The sequence below is a fragment of the Bacillus sp. ABA4_010 genome, assembly GCF_056159105.1.
In genome coordinates this window covers 316,404-333,517 of sequence record NZ_JBSWUN010000004.1, presented here as the reverse complement: position 1 = coordinate 333,517, position 17,114 = coordinate 316,404, and the positions used below count along the sequence as shown (strand labels likewise).

The 17,114-nt window shown below is 41.0% G+C and carries 17 protein-coding genes and 2 pseudogenes; 1 reads left to right on the top strand and 18 read right to left on the bottom strand.

Going from position 1 to position 17,114, the window contains the following annotated elements:
• Positions 1–9: 9 nt before the first annotated feature.
• From ACXAEO_RS21160 to secA, 7 genes are all read right to left on the bottom strand, one after another.
• Positions 10–1,287: a murein hydrolase activator EnvC family protein gene (locus ACXAEO_RS21160; protein WP_474884795.1), complete on the bottom strand. Its 1,278-nt coding sequence runs from the start codon at positions 1,285–1,287 to the stop codon at positions 10–12.
• Positions 1,288–1,400: 113 nt separating this feature from the next.
• Positions 1,401–2,294: a permease-like cell division protein FtsX gene (ftsX, locus tag ACXAEO_RS21155; protein ID WP_474884793.1), complete on the bottom strand. Its 894-nt coding sequence runs from the start codon at positions 2,292–2,294 to the stop codon at positions 1,401–1,403.
• The gene (gene ftsE, locus ACXAEO_RS21150; RefSeq protein WP_474884791.1) at positions 2,284–2,970 is read right to left on the bottom strand and encodes a cell division ATP-binding protein FtsE; all 687 of its coding nucleotides are present in this window, start codon (positions 2,968–2,970) and stop codon (positions 2,284–2,286) included. The genes ftsX and ftsE overlap by 11 nt, the downstream gene beginning before the upstream one ends.
• A 484-nt stretch (positions 2,971–3,454) precedes the next feature.
• On the bottom strand, positions 3,455–3,793 hold the full coding sequence (gene cccB / locus ACXAEO_RS21145) for a cytochrome c551 (RefSeq protein ID WP_474884789.1): 339 nt from the start codon (positions 3,791–3,793) through the stop codon (positions 3,455–3,457).
• Between the two features lie 147 nt (positions 3,794–3,940).
• Positions 3,941–4,804 (bottom strand): YitT family protein, encoded by an 864-nt coding sequence (locus ACXAEO_RS21140; RefSeq protein ID WP_474884787.1) that lies wholly within the window; start codon positions 4,802–4,804, stop codon positions 3,941–3,943.
• 158 nt (positions 4,805–4,962) lie between these two features.
• Positions 4,963–6,064 (bottom strand): peptide chain release factor 2 gene (gene prfB, locus ACXAEO_RS21135; protein ID WP_474884785.1). Its coding sequence is split into 2 segments (ribosomal slippage): positions 4,963–5,991 and positions 5,993–6,064, totalling 1,101 coding nucleotides; the frame shifts between segments, so codons are not numbered across the junction.
• Between the two features lie 278 nt (positions 6,065–6,342).
• Positions 6,343–8,853 (bottom strand): preprotein translocase subunit SecA, encoded by a 2,511-nt coding sequence (gene secA, locus ACXAEO_RS21130; protein WP_474884782.1) that lies wholly within the window; start codon positions 8,851–8,853, stop codon positions 6,343–6,345.
• A 402-nt stretch (positions 8,854–9,255) separates the two neighbouring features.
• Here secA and ACXAEO_RS21125 point away from each other — a divergent pair, with 402 nt between their 5' ends.
• On the top strand, positions 9,256–10,101 hold the full coding sequence (locus ACXAEO_RS21125; RefSeq protein WP_474884779.1) for an HD-GYP domain-containing protein: 846 nt from the start codon (positions 9,256–9,258) through the stop codon (positions 10,099–10,101).
• Positions 10,102–10,172: 71 nt separating this feature from the next.
• Here the strand turns inward: ACXAEO_RS21125 and hpf are convergent, their stop codons facing one another.
• The 11 genes and pseudogenes from hpf to ACXAEO_RS21070 form a co-directional block, all read right to left on the bottom strand.
• Positions 10,173–10,721: a ribosome hibernation-promoting factor, HPF/YfiA family gene (gene hpf / locus ACXAEO_RS21120; protein WP_474884778.1), complete on the bottom strand. Its 549-nt coding sequence runs from the start codon at positions 10,719–10,721 to the stop codon at positions 10,173–10,175.
• Between the two features lie 216 nt (positions 10,722–10,937).
• Positions 10,938–11,324 (bottom strand): DUF8042 domain-containing protein, encoded by a 387-nt coding sequence (locus ACXAEO_RS21115; RefSeq protein ID WP_474884776.1) that lies wholly within the window; start codon positions 11,322–11,324, stop codon positions 10,938–10,940.
• A gap of 9 nt (positions 11,325–11,333) precedes the next feature.
• A complete protein-coding gene (gene fliT / locus ACXAEO_RS21110) occupies positions 11,334–11,684 on the bottom strand; it encodes a flagellar protein FliT (protein WP_474884773.1) in 351 nt (116 codons plus the stop codon).
• Positions 11,684–12,082, bottom strand: a complete 399-nt coding sequence (fliS, locus tag ACXAEO_RS21105; protein WP_474885117.1) for a flagellar export chaperone FliS — start codon at positions 12,080–12,082, stop codon at positions 11,684–11,686. The genes fliT and fliS overlap by 1 nt, the downstream gene beginning before the upstream one ends.
• 15 nt (positions 12,083–12,097) lie before the next feature.
• A complete protein-coding gene (locus tag ACXAEO_RS21100) occupies positions 12,098–13,603 on the bottom strand; it encodes a flagellar hook-associated protein 2 (protein ID WP_474884771.1) in 1,506 nt (501 codons plus the stop codon).
• 12 nt (positions 13,604–13,615) lie between these two features.
• Positions 13,616–13,954 carry a flagellar protein FlaG gene (flaG, locus tag ACXAEO_RS21095; RefSeq protein WP_474884769.1) on the bottom strand — a complete coding sequence of 113 codons (339 nt, stop codon included), beginning with the start codon at positions 13,952–13,954 and terminating at the stop codon, positions 13,616–13,618.
• 311 nt (positions 13,955–14,265) lie between these two features.
• A complete protein-coding gene (locus ACXAEO_RS21090) occupies positions 14,266–14,505 on the bottom strand; it encodes a hypothetical protein (protein WP_474884768.1) in 240 nt (79 codons plus the stop codon).
• Between the two features lie 64 nt (positions 14,506–14,569).
• Positions 14,570–14,839 (bottom strand): annotated as a pseudogene (locus ACXAEO_RS21085) (flagellin); the annotation flags it as partial.
• Between the two features lie 978 nt (positions 14,840–15,817).
• Positions 15,818–16,171: pseudogene (locus ACXAEO_RS21080) on the bottom strand (flagellin N-terminal helical domain-containing protein); the annotation flags it as partial.
• Between the two features lie 193 nt (positions 16,172–16,364).
• Positions 16,365–16,526, bottom strand: coding sequence for a carbon storage regulator (locus ACXAEO_RS21075; protein WP_474884766.1), 162 nt, complete (start codon positions 16,524–16,526; stop codon positions 16,365–16,367).
• 208 nt (positions 16,527–16,734) lie between these two features.
• Entirely contained in the window at positions 16,735–16,899 is a 165-nt protein-coding gene (locus ACXAEO_RS21070; RefSeq protein WP_474884764.1) for a carbon storage regulator, read from the bottom strand.
• Between the last annotated feature and the right edge of the window lie 215 nt (positions 16,900–17,114).

Sequence of the window (17,114 nt, the reverse complement as noted above, 5' to 3'; positions counted from 1 at the left end):
AGGTGTTCTTTAGCCCCCGATATACGGTCTTGGGTCTACAGAATTCGACTTGCTTTGATTCCATGCTCCCTTATGGATTTCAAAGTGTAAGTGAGCTCCGTAAGAACGGCCTGTGTTACCCATGTATCCTAAAAATTGTCCTTTTTCAACCGTTTGCCCTTCTGACACAGAACGGTTTTCTAAATGGGCATAAACAGTCGTGTATACTTGTCCATTCAGGTAATGGGTGATAAACACAACATTTCCGTAGCTTGATGAATAGTACGAACGAATAACTTTCCCTGCAGCAGCTGCTACAACGGGTACATCACCGCCGCGCTTGCCAATATCCACTCCGGCGTGAAGTTTGCCCCAGCGGCCGCCGTATCCAGATGTAATGGGTCCTTCTGCCGGTTTCATGAATAGTCCACCTGTGACAGCAGGAAGAGCGCTCGTAGATGGAGCTGTTTTAGAGGAAGAGCTAGACGCTTTTGCCGCTTTTGCCGCTTCTTCCGCACGTTTTTTCGCTTCCGCTACTTTTCGAGCTTCCTCTGCCATTAATGCTTTAATTGCTTCTTCTTGGTTAGCAAGCACTTGATCTTCGTTTTCAAGCAAATGAATTTCATGTTCTTTATGCTCTTCTTCTTGTTCAAGCTGCGCCATTAGTTCGTTCTTTTTCGTCACTTGTTGCTGTAGTTCTTGCTTCAAGCCTTCCAGCTCTTTTAGCTTCGATTGAAGCGATGTTAACTGACTTTGCAGTTCATCTTCCTTCTCCTGCTTTAAGCGCTTATCTTCTTCGTGCTGCCTTAAAATATCCTTATCCGCTTGGACAATGGTGCTCACTGCACTAACGCGGCTAATAAAATCACCAAAGCTTTGCGAACCGAGAATAACTTCTAAATAATCAACCGTTCCGCCGCTTTCTTGTAACGAGCGGGCGCGAAGCTTTAAAAGCTCATTTCGTTTATTAATACGCTCTGTTACGATTTCGATTTCTTTCTTTAATTGTTCAATTGCTTCATTCGTTTTCTGAATTTCTGCTTCTTTCACACGGATTTTTTCATTGGTTTCCGCGACTTGTACATCTAAACGCTCAATTTCCTGCTCAAGCTTTTTTTGTTCTGCCTGTAATCGCTCAATTTCTTGACGATTCTCCTCGACATTATCAGAAATCGTCGAACGTTTTTCTTGTACTTGGTTCATTTTATTTTGAAGTGTTGAATTAGCTGAAACTTCGGTATTGATCGGCCATAGACCGGCAAAACCGATCATTACAGCTGTTGAAACGGTTAAGATGTTTCGTTTCATCGCTTTCTCTCTCCTCGCTTTTCCCGCTTTTTTCGCACACATTCACGCGAATTTTCTGTCTATGTATACAGGACCGTTACCATGCGTACCGCAACGGCCCTCTTCTTCACACATTACTTTTGTAAAAATTTACGAACTGAAATCATACTTCCCCACACACCGATACACGCTCCGATGAGTACAAGCCATAAAGATATTTGAATTGTCAGAGGGAAGGTTGGCAATAATGTAAAGAACGTATCATCCAACTTTGGCTCGACATTCGCAAACAGATAGTTGTAAGACGAAATTAAGACAATAATCGGGATGATTGATCCGAGTATCCCTAAAAACAGACCTTCCAAAAAGAACGGCCAGCGAATAAAGGAATTGGTCGCCCCTACTAATCTCATAATCTCAATTTCTGTACGTCTTGCGACAATCGTAATTTTAATTGTATTCGAGATTAAAAACATGGCTGTGAACACGAGCCCAATAATGAGTCCAAGCCCGATGTTACGTGAAACATTAATAACTTGGAAAAGCTTTTCGACTTGCTTTTCGCCATACTTGACCTTCGCGGCATATGGATATGTTTCAATTTGTTTCGCCACCCCGATGATATCTTCCGGCAGCTTTGTTTTTACGATATACACATCATTGAGCGGATTTTGCTGTTCAAACAGCTTGAAGGCTTGTCCTTCCTCACCGAGACTCTCAATTAAGTTTGCTAGTTCTTCGTCTTTCGAAGAATATTTCACATTGGCTACTTTCGGCAAGGCCTCAATTTGTGCTTTCAATGCTTGCTTGTCTTCTTCTTTCGCCGTTAAATCAATATGAACACGAATTTCGACATCTCCCTCGACAGAAGAGGCAAAATTGTTTAAGTTCAACATTAAAATTAAGAAAACACCAACAAGCAGCAACGTAATCGTTACAGCACTGATGGATGCAAAGGTCATCCAACTATTGCGGCCTAAACTTTTGACTCCTTCACGAAGATGACGGATGAATGTTCTACCCTTCATAACCGTAATCACCTCTTACTTCATCACGCGCAATCTTCCCGTTTTCAATCGCAATAACCCGTTTACGAATGGAGTTTACGATTTCACGGTTATGGGTTGCCATTACAACCGTTGTGCCACGTTTATTAATTTCTTTAAAAATGTCCATGATTTCCCATGATGTTTCCGGATCCAAGTTCCCTGTCGGCTCATCGGCAATAACCATTTTCGGGTTATTTACAATTGAGCGCGCAATGGAAATACGTTGTTGCTCTCCACCTGACAGTTCATCTGGCAATGAACGAATTTTATGCTTCAATTTAACAAGATCAAGCACTTCCATAACACGAGTGCGGATTTTTTCTGGATGCTCTTCAATGACTTCAAGAGCGAAGGCTACATTTTCATAGACCGTCAGCTTCGGCAGTAATTTAAAGTCTTGGAAGACGACCCCAAGCTGTCTGCGGAAGATTGGTACTTTACTATTTTTTAATTTTTCGAGATTCACATCATTGACGATGATTTGACCTGAAGTTGGGACTTCTTCGCGGTACATCATTTTAATGAAGGTCGATTTTCCCGCTCCGCTCGGTCCGACCACATAGACAAACTCACCTTGATTTATTTTCACATTAATGCCGTTAATGGCCTTAACGCCATTCGGATACGTTTTATAAACGTCTTGCATTTCAATCATTTTTATCACCTAATCAATTCTCTTTATAGTAGATGGGTGTACGTTTTTTAAACATTCGACAAAATATGCAGATGTTCTGCAAAATGTGCGCTATTTTTTTCACGCCATATCATTATAACATTAATCGTTGTCAAGATAAGCCTTGAAAATATTACATTTTCGTTTCAAATATGACATTAGTAGTAAAAATATACATTTATCTATGTGAATCGACCTAGAAAATAAGGCATGACTAAAGAGCAAACATCTCCTTAGTTGAATCTTTGAGGGGTTATTCAGGGGGTTAATATACATTCTTTTACTCAATAGAGCTGTGGTCAATGGGAAAGTCGCATGTATTTCTCATTTTTAAGACTAAATTCATAGCAAAATGTCATAAAAAAAAGAAAAAGTTGACAAAAAGAGGTGAAATCACCTTTTTCCGTCAACCTTTGAAATAGTGCAAACAACGAACATTATGAGACTACCTTGTTTTTCTTGGTATTTATTGTTTCGTTGCTAGCCATTCGGCCACTTTTGCTGCGTCTTCGCCCTTGAGAATCCCTTTAGGCATTCCGCCTTGACCGTTCACAATAATATTTTCAATATCTTCTTTTGAATATTTGCCTCCGACTTGTTCAAGGCTTGGACCTGCTCCGCCTTTTAAGTCTTGACCATGACAGGCTGCACAACTTTGCAGAAACAGCTTTTCTCCACTTTCTGTACTTGCTGTCTCTCCTGAAGAAGCTTCTTGTTCTGGTGCTTCTTCCGCTGAGTCACCGCCACCACATGCAGCCAGGGCCAACGATGTACCGAGCAATAATACTAATAATTTCTTTTTCATGCTTTGTTCCCCCTTAAAGGAAATAATCTGCTTATCTCTTTCCTTCTTTCCAACAGGTGAAACTATGTAGGCAGCTTACTCTTCCTAAGCTACGTGAAAGTTGGAAGGTTCACCCATTAGGCAAAGGCTCACCTTATTATAACCTACTTATGTTTGTTTAAAACCCTCTCCGAGCACATCAGTCGCATCCATAACAATGACAAAGGCTGTCGGGTCAATGCTTTTGACAATTTGTTTCAACTTTGTGAATTCGGATTGATCGACGACGACCATCAATACAGGGCGTTCTGTTTCCGTATACCCGCCGACTGCCGGCAGTTTTGTCACCCCACGGTCAATATCTTTAAAAATCAGCTCGCGAATCTCATCTTCTTTCTTCGAAATAATGAGCACGTTTTTCGAGCGGCGCACACCAATTTGCACAAGGTCAATCGTTTTACTTGTCACATATAAAGCAATAAGTGCATACAGCCCTCTTTCTAAATCAAACACAATGGCTGCTGTAAGCACAATGAAGCCATCAATAACGGCGACACATAACCCTAAAGAAAAACCGGTATATTTATGGATAATTTGTGCCGCCAAATCCGTGCCGCCCGTTGAGGCCTTGCCGCGAAACACAAACCCAAGCCCTAAGCCAACCCCAATTCCGCCGAACAACGCTCCAAGCAGCGGGTCCGTCGTCGCCGGCTCCATATCACTTGATAAAAAGACAACCAACGGTAAAAAGACAGTGCCAATTAACGTTTTTAATCCAAACTGTTTCCCTAACAGCACCACTCCTGCAATAAAAAGAGGAATGTTAAAAGCCCATTGCACATAAGCTGGTTCCCAGCCGAACAGCGCATCAAAAATCGTACTAATTCCACTCACTCCACCTGATGCAACCCGATTCGGCAATAAAAAGAAATTAAATGCCAAAGCCACAATGGCAGATCCTAATAAAATATATAAAATCTCCATCAATTTTTCAGCCGTCGTTAGCTGAATTTGTCCATCTTGATGTTTCATAAAACGCCTCCGTTACAATATGTACTCGATCCCTTTACTCCTTTATCCGAAAAAAGACGGCAAAAAAGGGACGAAGCCCGTGCATGATGCACAGGCTTCGCTCACCAAAACACGGGCATACTCTCCCCTTATTTTGGCTTCCTTTTTTATTCTTATGATTAGCTAAGGCGAGAACGCAAGTATGCGTCAATAAATGGATCTAATTCCCCGTCCATTACACCTTGCACATTTCCAACTTCAGCACTTGTACGATGGTCCTTCACCATAGAATATGGATGGAACACGTACGAGCGAATTTGGCTTCCCCAGCCGATTTCTTTTTGCTCGCCACGAATTTCTGCTAATTCGGCTTGCTGTTTGTCGATCTCTAGCTGATAAAGTTTCGCTTTTAACATTTTCATCGCTTTTTCACGGTTTTTAATTTGCGAACGTTCAGATTGGCACGTTACAACCGTATTGGTTGGTATGTGGGTAATACGAACAGCGGAATCTGTCGTATTAATATGCTGACCACCCGCTCCACTTGCACGGTACGTATCAATTTTTAAATCTTCCGTTCGTACTTCTACTTCGATGTCATCATCGAATTCCGGCATAATCTCACATGAAACGAAAGATGTATGACGACGTCCAGATGAATCGAACGGGGAAATACGCACTAAACGGTGAACCCCTTTTTCCGCCTTCAAATAGCCATATGCGTTATGACCTTTAATTAGAAGCGTCACACTTTTAATTCCCGCTTCATCACCAGGTAAATAGTCTAATGTTTCCACTTTAAAGCCTTTTTTCTCGGCCCATCTTGTATACATACGAAGAAGCATGGAACCCCAATCTTGTGATTCCGTACCGCCAGCACCCGGGTGAAGTTCTAAAATTGCATTGTTTTTATCATACGGATCGCTTAACAGAAGCTGAAGCTCGAATTTATTTAACGCAGCCGTTAGTTCTTTTAATTCGTTCCCTAACTCTTCTGCTAATTCTTCATCAAACTCTTCTTTCACAAGTTCATAAGATACTTGCAAGTCTTCATATGTGCTGTTTAAATCATGAAACTCATTCACAGCCTCTTTTAATCCATTTGCTTCATTGATTACCGTTTGGGCTGCTTGCTGGTCATCCCAAAACGATGGATCAGCCATCATTTCATCTAATTCATTGATGCGGTCTTGCTTTGCATCGAGGTCAAAGAGACCCCCTAAAGTCCGCTAATCGCTTAGCTGTTTTTTCAAGTTCTTGCTTAATAACTACTAAATCCATGTATAACACACCTCTTATAATTATTTACTTAATAATAGCTTAAAAACCCGCCCACAACAAACCGCCTTTTCGCCAACATCATCTGTTTTTCTACAAATGATAGGAAAAGGCGGTTTTATTTTTATTTTTTCTCACCGAAATGGGCAGGAATAACCCAACACGGACGGAAGCTTCTCTCTTTCCTCCAAAAAGGATTTTCTCACTTCACCTTCGAGATTTCTCTCCATACAGGGAAAATCTCTTTTGGAAAGGAACGAAAAAGGCTATCTCCTTTTCCGTTACTTTCCGCAGCAGTTTTTATATTTCTTCCCACTGCCACAAATACAATCATCATTCCGTCCAACTTCAATAGCGTTGACTTTCGGCTTTTTCTTCACCGGCGCATCGCCTTCTTTCGGATGAACGGCCGCTTGACCTTGAGCCACTTGCTGACGCTGAAGGTTGTTTTGAATTTGCGCCTTCATAATGTACGTCGCCACTTCTTCTTCAATGGAAGCGACCATGTTTTCAAACATCGCAAAGCCTTCCATTTGATATTCACGAAGCGGATCGATTTGGCCGTACGCACGAAGGTGAATTCCTTGGCGAAGCTGATCCATCGCATCAATATGATCCATCCATTTGGAATCGACCGCACGAAGCACGATGACTTTTTCAAATTCACGCATGCGCTCAGTACCCATGCCTTCTTCTTTCTCATCGTATGCTTCTTTCACTTTTGCGAAAATAAGCTCGGTCATTTCCTCTGAATCTTTACCGCGAAGATCACCTTCTGTTAATGCCCCTTCTTCAAGCATGCTACCGTTTACGAAATCGACAATTCCTTTTAGATTCCATTCTTCTTCCAGCTCTTCACGCGGTGTATTGACATCTACGACACGCTGAATCGTTGATTGAATCATGCGCTCGACGATATCACGCAAGTTTTCAGAATCCAACACTTCAAAGCGCTGTTTGTAAATTACTTCACGTTGCTGACGTAAAACATCATCATATTGAAGAAGCTGCTTACGCGCATCAAAGTTGTTGCCCTCTACACGTTTTTGCGCAGATTCTACCGCTCTTGTGACAATCTTACTTTGAATTGGTTGTGAATCGTCCATTCCTAAACGATCCATCATCGCCATCATATTGTCCGAACCGAAACGGCGCATCAGCTCATCTTCCATTGATAAGTAGAACTGAGAAACCCCCGGGTCTCCTTGACGTCCAGCACGACCACGAAGCTGATTATCAATTCGGCGTGACTCATGGCGCTCCGTTCCAATGACCGCAAGGCCGCCGACTTCTCTCACTCCCTCGCCAAGCTTAATGTCTGTCCCGCGTCCAGCCATGTTCGTAGCAATTGTTACAGCGCCTTTTTGACCGGCGTTTTCAATGATTTGCGCTTCACTCTCATGCTGCTTCGCATTTAAAACGTGATGCGGAACCCCTTTTCGTTTTAATAACGACGACAACAATTCACTTGTCTCAATCGCTACTGTCCCGACTAACACAGGCTGACCATTTTTATGACGCTCGGTAATATCTTCCACCACGGCGCGGAACTTGCCTTCCATCGTTTTGTAAATCAAATCCGCCCGATCATCACGAGCAATGTCACGGTTCGTCGGAATCACCACTACTTGCATGTTATAAATGTTGCGGAACTCCTCTTCCTCCGTTTTCGCCGTTCCAGTCATACCAGAAAGCTTTTCATACATACGGAAATAGTTCTGGAAAGTGATTGTCGCAAGCGTCATGCTTTCGTTTTGAATTTCAACGCCCTCTTTTGCTTCAATTGCCTGATGAAGACCTTCGCTGAAGCGGCGTCCTTTCATTAAACGACCCGTGAACTGGTCGACGATAACAACCTTGTCCTCTTCAACGACATAGTCGACATCGCGTTGCATCGTCACATGTGCTTTTAGCGCCTGGTTAATATGATGCAACAGCGTCACATGAGAAATATCAAACAAATTATCAATACCAAATGCGCGCTCTGCTTTAGACATCCCGTCTTCTGTCAATTGAACGCCCTTCGTCTTTTCATCGTACGTATAATCTTCTTCCTTTTTCATTGTACGCACGAACGCGTTTGCTTGAATATAAAGCGCCGTCGATTTTTGAGCTGTTCCGGAAATAATAAGCGGGGTACGAGCTTCGTCGATTAAAATGGAGTCCACCTCATCGATAACCGCATAATGAAGCGGTCGCTGAACCATTTGCTCTTTATATAGCACCATGTTATCACGCAAATAATCGAAGCCAAGCTCATTGTTTGTGGTATAGGTGATGTCCGCGTTATACGCCTCTTGCTTCTCCTCACGGGACAAACTATTTAAATTTAAGCCGACCGTCAAGCCTAAAAATTCGTATAAACGGCCCATCTCTTCTGCGTCACGGCTTGCTAAATATTCGTTGACCGTAACAACATGAACCCCTTTTCCAGTAATGGCGTTCAAATAAACAGGCATCGTCGCCGTCAGCGTTTTTCCTTCCCCTGTTTTCATCTCAGAGATATTCCCTTCATGAAGGGAAATCCCCCCCATGAGCTGGACCTTATACGGATACATGCCAAGGACACGCTTCGCTGCTTCGCGCACGACCGCAAATGCTTCTGGCAGCATATCGTCAAGTTTTTCACCATTTTGATAACGCTGTTGAAACTCAGCTGTCTTCTCCTTAAACTGGTCGTCACTCAGCTTTTCCATCTCCGGACCAAGCGCATCAATTTGATCCGCCAATCGCTCTAATCGCCCAACTTGGCGTTGATTGCCGTCAAAAACCTTTTTAAAAATTCCAAGCATCTTAAAACGCTCCTCTATTTTTAATGGATAAGGATAACGGAAAAGGAATGAGCATCAACCCTTTTCCGTTATCCTCATGAAAGACACAGATTGCAACCATACCTTTCATCAAAAACCCGTTGTATCTTTAATAATGACCATTGAGTCAGTTTCTCTATCATTTCTTTATACGAGTATGTACAGATAAATTATTATTTATCTCTCTATTATAAATCATTCTCATTAAAATTGTAACACTGCTTCCTCTTAGATGACAACTGATGTCCCCCCTTCTTCCCGCCTGCAAGGGTACATTCCCTCTTTTCCCACACATACTTGTCCAACATCAGACATATCCATGAAGTAACCAAACATAGCCTTGTTGAAAAACAAACTAAAAATAGAAAGGTGGGAATCTATGCGATGAGAAAAATGCCCATCTCCCCCATTCAGGACGGAGAAGACATACACAGGTCCGATTTATCCGAAAGAAAAGGACAACAGCTTGCAGGAGAGATTGTAAACCACCTTATGAACGAAAAACATTTGCTTATTCCGCTATCTGACCTTGTTTTGCCATCAGCACATCTGTTTCATCACGCAGTTCAAGTTGCCGTTATTTCTGTGACTATCGGGATTGCCAAAAGATACAGCACGAACCAGCTGCTCGACTTAGGAACAGGCGCGCTCTTAGTAGATATTGGGATGACGCAAATTCCGACAAGTCTCTGGAACAAGCCCGGCAACCTCACTGAAGCAGAACGAGCTATCATCAACACCCATACAGAAAAAAGCTTCCACATTCTACGTCGACAACTAGACCTCTCGCTTTCGTCCGCTTACTGCGCCCTCCAGCATCATGAACGGTTCGATGGAAGTGGCTATCCGTGCGGGCTTCGGGGCGAAGACATTCACGAATATGCCCGCATCGTCGCACTCGCCGATACGTATACCGCCCTCACCTCCTCTAGAAGCTACCGGAAACGGTATACGCGAAAGGAAGCAGTCGAATATATAGCGGGCTCTGGAAACACCTTATTTGACTATGAGCTCGTTCAACTCTTCTTAAAACATGTTGCCGTCTATCCCATCGCCTCTGTTGTAAAGCTTCACTCAGGGGAAACGGCAGTGGTCTCTGAAACCTTTCCAGACACTCCGCTCCACCCGATTGTTCGAGTCATCCAAAATCCGTACGGAGAAGCGGTTCATCCATATGAACTCGATTTGCGTACAGAGCTAAGGACCAGCATTGTGGACATACTAGCATAAAAAAGGGAAAATTCATCTAAAAAGCCTGACTCTCCACTAGGAAAGTCAGGCTTTAGCAAACTATATGGAGTTTAATTTGGTTCAATTAACCCGTAGCGCCCGTCTTTACGGCGATACACCACGTTTGTCACGTTCGTGTCAGCATTGGTGAAAACGAAGAAGTTATGCCCAAGCATGTTCATTTGTAAAATCGCCTCTTCGCTATCCATCGGCTTTAAGTCAAAGCGCTTGTTACGGACTAATTCTAAATCTTCCTCTTCGTCCTGCACTGCCACCGTGCCTTCGACATTGTTAGCGAATACGTATTTTGCTGGCTCTCTTTCACGCAGCTTGCGATTCACTTTCGTTTTATGCTTGCGGATTTGACGCTCCAACTTGTCGACTACTAAATCAGCTGCCGCGTATAAATCATCATGCACTTCTTCTGCACGAAGAACGAGATGCGTCATCGGAATCGTTACCTCTATTTTTTGTTTGTTGTTGTATACTTTTAAGTTTACATAGACATCAGCGTTTACTTCTTCTGTAAAATAACGCTCTAATTTGCTTAACTTTTTCTCAACATGCTCTCTAATTGCTGGAGTTACCTCAATGTTTTCGCCACGAATGTTATACATCATACCTTGAACTCCTCCTTCTTATCCAAAAGGGATATGTATACCTATTTCTACAATACCCGACAAAATTCCTTCTTAAACTTTAAAAAATAGTGAAAATTTTATGAACTATCTATTTTTTCTTTCGAGTGGCTATCGATACACCGAATACCTTTGTCGGGATTATATAACTATTCCTTTTAAACAAGAAAAATCCCTGCTTTTTTGCAAGGATTTTCATTAGTGAGTAATATAAGGTTTTAATGCCAACAACATCGATTGATTCCAAGCTATAAAAGCAGGCATAATGACAGTAGTCACAATTCTTCGCTTCTCGTCCAGCCACTCCATCTTCCCTTCGAGCTGTAAGCATTCATCGATGACCTGCCTGTACTGCTCGATCATCTCGATGAAACGAACGTCTTCCGCAAAAATTGCTTCCAGCTGAACATGAGCGGACTGAACTTGAATCATTCCATCCAGTACATCACTCAGCACAAGGTCACCCTCTGTTTTGCTGTAATCAGCAAAACTGGCCTCGACATACTCCAGCCCTTCTTCAATCGACTGAAGAAGTTCGACATAACCATGAATAAATTCAATATGAGACCACGCTAAACTGACCATACAACTAACTCACTTCCGTTTATCGTAAAACGTTCCGTCAAACGAAAGGTTCTCATACGGATTCGTGTACTTATTCGTATGCTGTTGCTTTTGCTTTACTCCGCGAAGATCAGCAGCCACTTCCTCTTTTTGTTTCTTCAGTTGCCCTTCAATCACTTTATTCATTTCCATGATTTCCTGCCCGAGCGTCTTCTCCTCGGCTGAAAACGGGGGCTGAACGCGAGGAAGAAGCTGTTGGCGCTGTTCAAGTAGCTTTTCGACCTCTTTAATGTAAGCATCCCGTTCGTTGCGTTCTTGAGGTGTTTGAACAAGCTCATGCAGTCGTTTCGTTAAGCTATACACCTCTACTACTGCACTCACTATGCCTGCCCACCTTGATGCGCCTTTTGACGATTCAACTGAATGACTTGCTTCCACGTATCACGGAACTCAGTCACATACCCTTCCACCTCATCTAAAATCGTTAAATCATTTTTCATATTCACTTCTATTAAACGACGGTTTATGTAATCATACATCGCCATCATCGTTTTCGACATTTCCACATCCATATTGAGCGTCACCATCAGCTCTTGGATAATTTTTTGTGCCTTTAACAAATTCTCATTTTTCGCTTCAATATCTTTTTTCTCAATTGCCATACGAGCAAGCTTCATAAACTTCAAGCACCCGTTATACAACATCAACGTTAACTCTCCAGGCGAAGCCGTGTTCACACTATTTTGCTGATACGCTTGATATGGATTATTCATTGCCATCATGGGTCACTCCTTTTAAAATGAAAATTGCTGCATTAAGTATGAAGACTGAGTGTTGGCTTGCTGGATTGCCTTCTCCATTGCCGTGAACTGGCGCCAGTAACGATCTTCGATTTGGGTGAGGCGGTCTTGGAAGCTGTCAATTTGGTCATTAATACTCTCTAAGTTCCGCCCTAACGTAAACCGCTGATTCGTCCAAACCGATTTTCCTGCTCTTTCTTCCACTTTACTAACCGTTTCTTTAATTGTATCACGTAATCTCCGAGCAATCCCTTTTGATTCAGACGTAGAGCCGTCATTTGCAAACAGCTGATAAATCGCATTCGGATCTTTCGAAATCGCTTCTCTTAATTTATTTTCATCAATGATGAGTTCCCCACGGTCTAAGTAGTTACTTGAGGTCGTAATCCCAATTTCCGATAATTGATCATAGTCATTATTGATACCATCCGTATCATTTCCTACGCGCGAATACATATCTGTTCGCATTTTATTTAACGCACTCGATAAAATCGAATCATTACGAAGCAGTCCGCTTTTCGCCTTCTCTTCCCACAATTCAATTTGCTTCTCCGTCATCGCTTCTTTTTCTTCATCTGTCAAAGGCTCATAAGTACGATAGCGTTCAGCTGTCAGCTCGCCGTTAATTTTGCTGATGACTTCGTTGTATTTATCGACGAAACTTTTAATGGAGTTGAAAATGCTATCTGTATCTGTAGCTGAAGAAATCGTCACAGGTCCAGTCGTTGTATTTTTCAACGTATAGCTCATACCATTTAAAGTGAAATTATTAGAGGTTTTCTCCATCTCGTAACCATTGATTTTGACAGTAGCATTAACTCCTTCTTTATCTTTCGTTAAGTTATTTGAACCATCTAAGCTGAATTTCAGTACATCTCTCATAAAATCTTGAGTTGCCGCATCAACAAGCTCTATCTGGCTTCCAGCCCCAGTCTTATTATTTGAAAAAACAATCGTGTCTTTGTTGCCTGTAAGAGTAGCCCTCATAGCAGTTACACCTAAACCGGAAGCATTAATCTTGTTTAAAACACCTTCCAAGTCATCCTCAGCTGTAATAGACAACATTACATCTCTTGGTATTGATTCTCCTGGATCTGTCACCTTAAAGGATAAGGATAAGGGGAAAGATAAAGATTTTGTCAAATCTTTAAAATCATAGTTCACACCAAGATCGGCTTTCCAAGAAGCTGTAGTCGCTAGATTTGAAACTTCAATCGTTGTATTTATATTAGATACGGCACTAGAAGCTGTAGCAGTTACTTTAGAATCATCCGAACTTGTAATGTTTTTTTTCACAAATGTGGACTGACGAAACACCCCATCAAAAATCGTCGTATCTAAATCTGCCAATAATGTGTTCATGGAACGATAGCTATCACGTTGCCACTCAACTGTTTGCTTTTGTTTTGTTAGCTTGTCGAGCGGCATTCGCTCCGCCTTCATTAACTCTGCAACAAGTGTATCAATATCCATTCCGCTTGCTAATCCACCAATACGCATACTTTCACCCCGCTATATTTTTCGATCAAACATAACCCCTAAAAATTGAGTCATGGTCGCATAAATATCTAATAGTTTCTCAGAAGGAATTTCTCTAATTGTCTCATTCGTCCCTATATCGATCACTTTTACGTAATACTCTTGAGACTCTTCATGTAGCTCGAATTGAATGGATGTACGAGTTGGCTGGACAAACTCATTCAACCCCTTCACCACGTCTTCAATCTGCTCTTTATTAAGAAGCCTACCTTCTTTAGTTTCTTGTCCACCTGTGTTCGTTTCTTCATTTACTTTCTTAATCATCTCTGAGTTGTAAGAAGTCGTAGTTGCTGAGGAAAGTCGTTCAATCATCGAATGGCCCCCTAACTACACAGTTCTTTTGTTTATATTATCGGATAGTTTTAGAAAACCTTTATGGTTGTTCTTTGGATAAAAAAAGACGTGCTATTCGACCTATAATGTTTTCTTATCATGGAGGATGGTTTACACACAGTTATTTATACAAAGTTTTAAAAATTATAAAGCATACCTTCGTTCATTAAACATGTACCACACAAAAAAGGTGACCTCTTTTAAACGATGATCACCTGTTGAAGTATCCGTATAAAATTCTGTTTCTAACAACTTACAAGGAACTAAAAAGAATTCTATCTTGCTCATTTCTAATGGGCAACTGAAATCGACTGCTTATTTAGAAAATTAATATCCTCTTTCAGTTGCTTTAATCGCTCATTAAAATCCGCAACTTCACTTGCAGTAAGTTGCTGTTCCAAAGCATATTCAGCTAGTCTCTTCATTTCATACAGCTTCTTTTCCATTTCCTCTAAAATACAATCCTGTTGCTTACACCATTGGAGTTGTTCTTCCAGAAATTTTTTATCATGGCAAGAATCTTTGTTCATTCAGTGAGCTCCTTAACAAAAAAAGACCCTAGTAAAACTAGAGTCCCTTTCAAGTAATCTAAAATTAACGTAATAATTGAAGAACACCTTGTGGTTGTTGGTTTGCTTGAGCCAACATTGCTTGAGCAGCTTGAGAAAGAATAGAATTCTTTGTTTGGTTCATCATTTCTTTCGCCATATCTACGTCACGGATACGAGATTCCGCAGCAGTTAAGTTTTCAGAAGATGTGCCTAAGTTGTTGATTGTGTGTTCTAGACGGTTTTGGAATGCACCGAGCTTAGATCGTTCAGTGGATACTTCCTCTAAAGCATTTTGGATAACAGTAATTGCTGTTTGTGCGCCTTGTTGAGTTGAAACATCTACTGATGAAAGTGCTAATGAACGAACACTCATTTCATTAATATCAACAGCCATTGTCTGACCTTCATTCGAACCAATTTGAAACGACAAAGAAGTGTCCACTTTTGTATCTTGCGCTTCTTGAGTTTCAGTAAACGCACTTAATTTGTTATTAAAAAGTGAACGACCAGTAATATTTAATTTAATATCAGATAGAGCATTGGCAGTACCTAAATCACCACTAACTTGCAGTTCTCCACTTGATGTTATAGTAGAAGTGCCACCAGTCATGTTATCAATAGTAGTTAATAAGTCATTTAGATGAGTTGACGTATCTGTTGTACCACCAGTTAAAGCAGTTGCATATCCTGCATCTGTTGTAGTAGCAGAAAGTATTTTTATATCTTTTCCTGAAGTAGTTGTAAACCCTAATGTATCATCATTTACACCAACACCTGAACTTCTAGCTACGTTGATATCAGTATTACTTCCACCAACAGCATCCCTAAGAGCCGTCTGAAGTGCTGTTGCTTGTGCTGATAATTGACCTGCACCAGCAGCAACAGTTGATCCAATAGTTGCAGTATATTGTTGACCATCATATTCAAATGTAATAGTATCACCAGCAGTAAGAGCTAATGCAGCTTGGTTATCACCAGTTGCTTCTAGACCAGTCGCAGATGTAGTAGTGTATCCGGCTACAGTAAAACTAGTAGATATCGCAGAACCATTTTTAACCCCACTAACATTAATTACATCTCCACCCTTAATACCTAGACTATTACCGCTAGAGTCTTGAAGGTTTTGAAGTGTTTGTGTTGTAGCACCTGCTGAAGTAATGGCAGTACCACCTGATTTTAAGACAACGGACTCAAGTATAGTTCCCTGTGCTGTTTTTGCACCAGATAAGTCCCCATTAATCAGACTTTTTGTATTAAACTCTGTAGTAGTGGAAATTCTGTCGATTTCCTTTTTTAATTGCTCAACTTCTTTCTGGATTTCCCCACGGTCACTATCAGTGTTTGTATCATTCGAAGACTGGACCGCTAACTCACGCATACGTTGAAGAATTGAATGCGTCTCGTTTAATGCTCCTTCAGCCGTTTGAATTAATGAGATACCATCTTGGGCATTTTTAGAACCCATTTCTAACCCACGAATTTGACCACGCATTTTTTCAGAGATTGCTAAACCTGCTGCGTCATCTCCAGCTTTGTTAATACGAAGACCTGAAGATAATTTCTCCATTGATTTTGCTTGTTGCGTGTTAGCTGCACCAAACTGACGATACGTGTTAAGCGCCGCAATATTGTGATTAATTCTCATTTTTGTTTCCTCCTTGGATTTTAGGTGAACATCCGTTTTCACCTTTTTGATTGATTTATATAATTAGAGATTTTCCTTGTTAGGAACCTCTAGTTATATCCATAAAAAAAAGACGAGTGAATAGTATGAGTAAAAGGATCGTCCTGTCCTTTTGCTCATAGTCATTCACTCGTCCTTGAGTTCTGATTGGTTATTAAGCTTGTTGTGCTTCGTAAAGTTCGCCGCGCATGATGGAGATTTCTTTTGGCGCATCGATGGCCAAACGTAACTGTCCGTCCTCGCTTTTGATTACTTTTACGATAATATTCTCATTAATGACTGCATATTTTCCTGGCTTCCTGCCTAATACTAACATAGCTCTTCCTCCTTGATGGCAATAAAAAAAGGATGAGTTAATAAACCTATTCATGGATTGCGTCCTGCAATTTAAATAGATTTATTAACTCATCCTTGAGTATTTTTTATAAAATTATTGTATATGAGGGTTATTCATCCTAAATAACCAATATCTCCAACTTACACTGTATATATCGTCCGCTCGTTTTGTTTTTTTAGTGTATTTTTTATATTTTTTTATTTTTTTCATACATTTCGCCACGTACAATGGATATTTCTAGCGGCGCCTCAATCGCAAGTCTTAAATGCCCATCTGCGCTTTTCACTACTTTAGTAAATACTTGATTATTAACAACGATATACTCCCCTGGCTTCCTGCCTAATACTAACATTCTCTTTTCCTCCCTGAGTGAATGGTATGATTATCGCTAATCCCTCCATAATGATGGTTTAATAGTGAAAAGGTTCTATGAATAATTACCCAATAACTAAAAGATGACTTCAAGTCAAAAATTCACAAAATCTATTCTATATAAATTTCCATTAGTTAGAAACCGCTATTTTTGTCGAACTTTGTCAAATAGGAAAATAAAAAATAGAAATAATG

What these genes read in the sequence shown, in the direction of transcription:
- ACXAEO_RS21100 (WP_474884771.1), bottom strand. Translation starts at nt 13,603, where the DNA reads ATGCGTATTGGTGGATTAGCAAGCGGAATGGATATTGATACACTTGTT.
- ACXAEO_RS21090 (WP_474884768.1), bottom strand. Translation starts at nt 14,505, where the DNA reads ATGAACAAAGATTCTTGCCATGATAAAAAATTTCTGGAAGAACAACTC.
- ftsE (WP_474884791.1), bottom strand. Translation starts at nt 2,970, where the DNA reads ATGATTGAAATGCAAGACGTTTATAAAACGTATCCGAATGGCGTTAAG.
- ACXAEO_RS21160 (WP_474884795.1), bottom strand. Translation starts at nt 1,287, where the DNA reads ATGAAACGAAACATCTTAACCGTTTCAACAGCTGTAATGATCGGTTTT.
- ACXAEO_RS21125 (WP_474884779.1), top strand. Translation starts at nt 9,256, where the DNA reads ATGAGAAAAATGCCCATCTCCCCCATTCAGGACGGAGAAGACATACAC.
- fliS (WP_474885117.1), bottom strand. Translation starts at nt 12,082, where the DNA reads ATGGCAATGAATAATCCATATCAAGCGTATCAGCAAAATAGTGTGAAC.
- ACXAEO_RS21115 (WP_474884776.1), bottom strand. Translation starts at nt 11,324, where the DNA reads ATGGTCAGTTTAGCGTGGTCTCATATTGAATTTATTCATGGTTATGTC.
- secA (WP_474884782.1), bottom strand. Translation starts at nt 8,853, where the DNA reads ATGCTTGGAATTTTTAAAAAGGTTTTTGACGGCAATCAACGCCAAGTT.
- hpf (WP_474884778.1), bottom strand. Translation starts at nt 10,721, where the DNA reads ATGATGTATAACATTCGTGGCGAAAACATTGAGGTAACTCCAGCAATT.
- ACXAEO_RS21070 (WP_474884764.1), bottom strand. Translation starts at nt 16,899, where the DNA reads ATGTTAGTATTAGGCAGGAAGCCAGGGGAGTATATCGTTGTTAATAAT.
- flaG (WP_474884769.1), bottom strand. Translation starts at nt 13,954, where the DNA reads ATGATTGAACGACTTTCCTCAGCAACTACGACTTCTTACAACTCAGAG.
- ACXAEO_RS21075 (WP_474884766.1), bottom strand. Translation starts at nt 16,526, where the DNA reads ATGTTAGTATTAGGCAGGAAGCCAGGAAAATATGCAGTCATTAATGAG.
- ftsX (WP_474884793.1), bottom strand. Translation starts at nt 2,294, where the DNA reads ATGAAGGGTAGAACATTCATCCGTCATCTTCGTGAAGGAGTCAAAAGT.
- ACXAEO_RS21140 (WP_474884787.1), bottom strand. Translation starts at nt 4,804, where the DNA reads ATGAAACATCAAGATGGACAAATTCAGCTAACGACGGCTGAAAAATTG.
- cccB (WP_474884789.1), bottom strand. Translation starts at nt 3,793, where the DNA reads ATGAAAAAGAAATTATTAGTATTATTGCTCGGTACATCGTTGGCCCTG.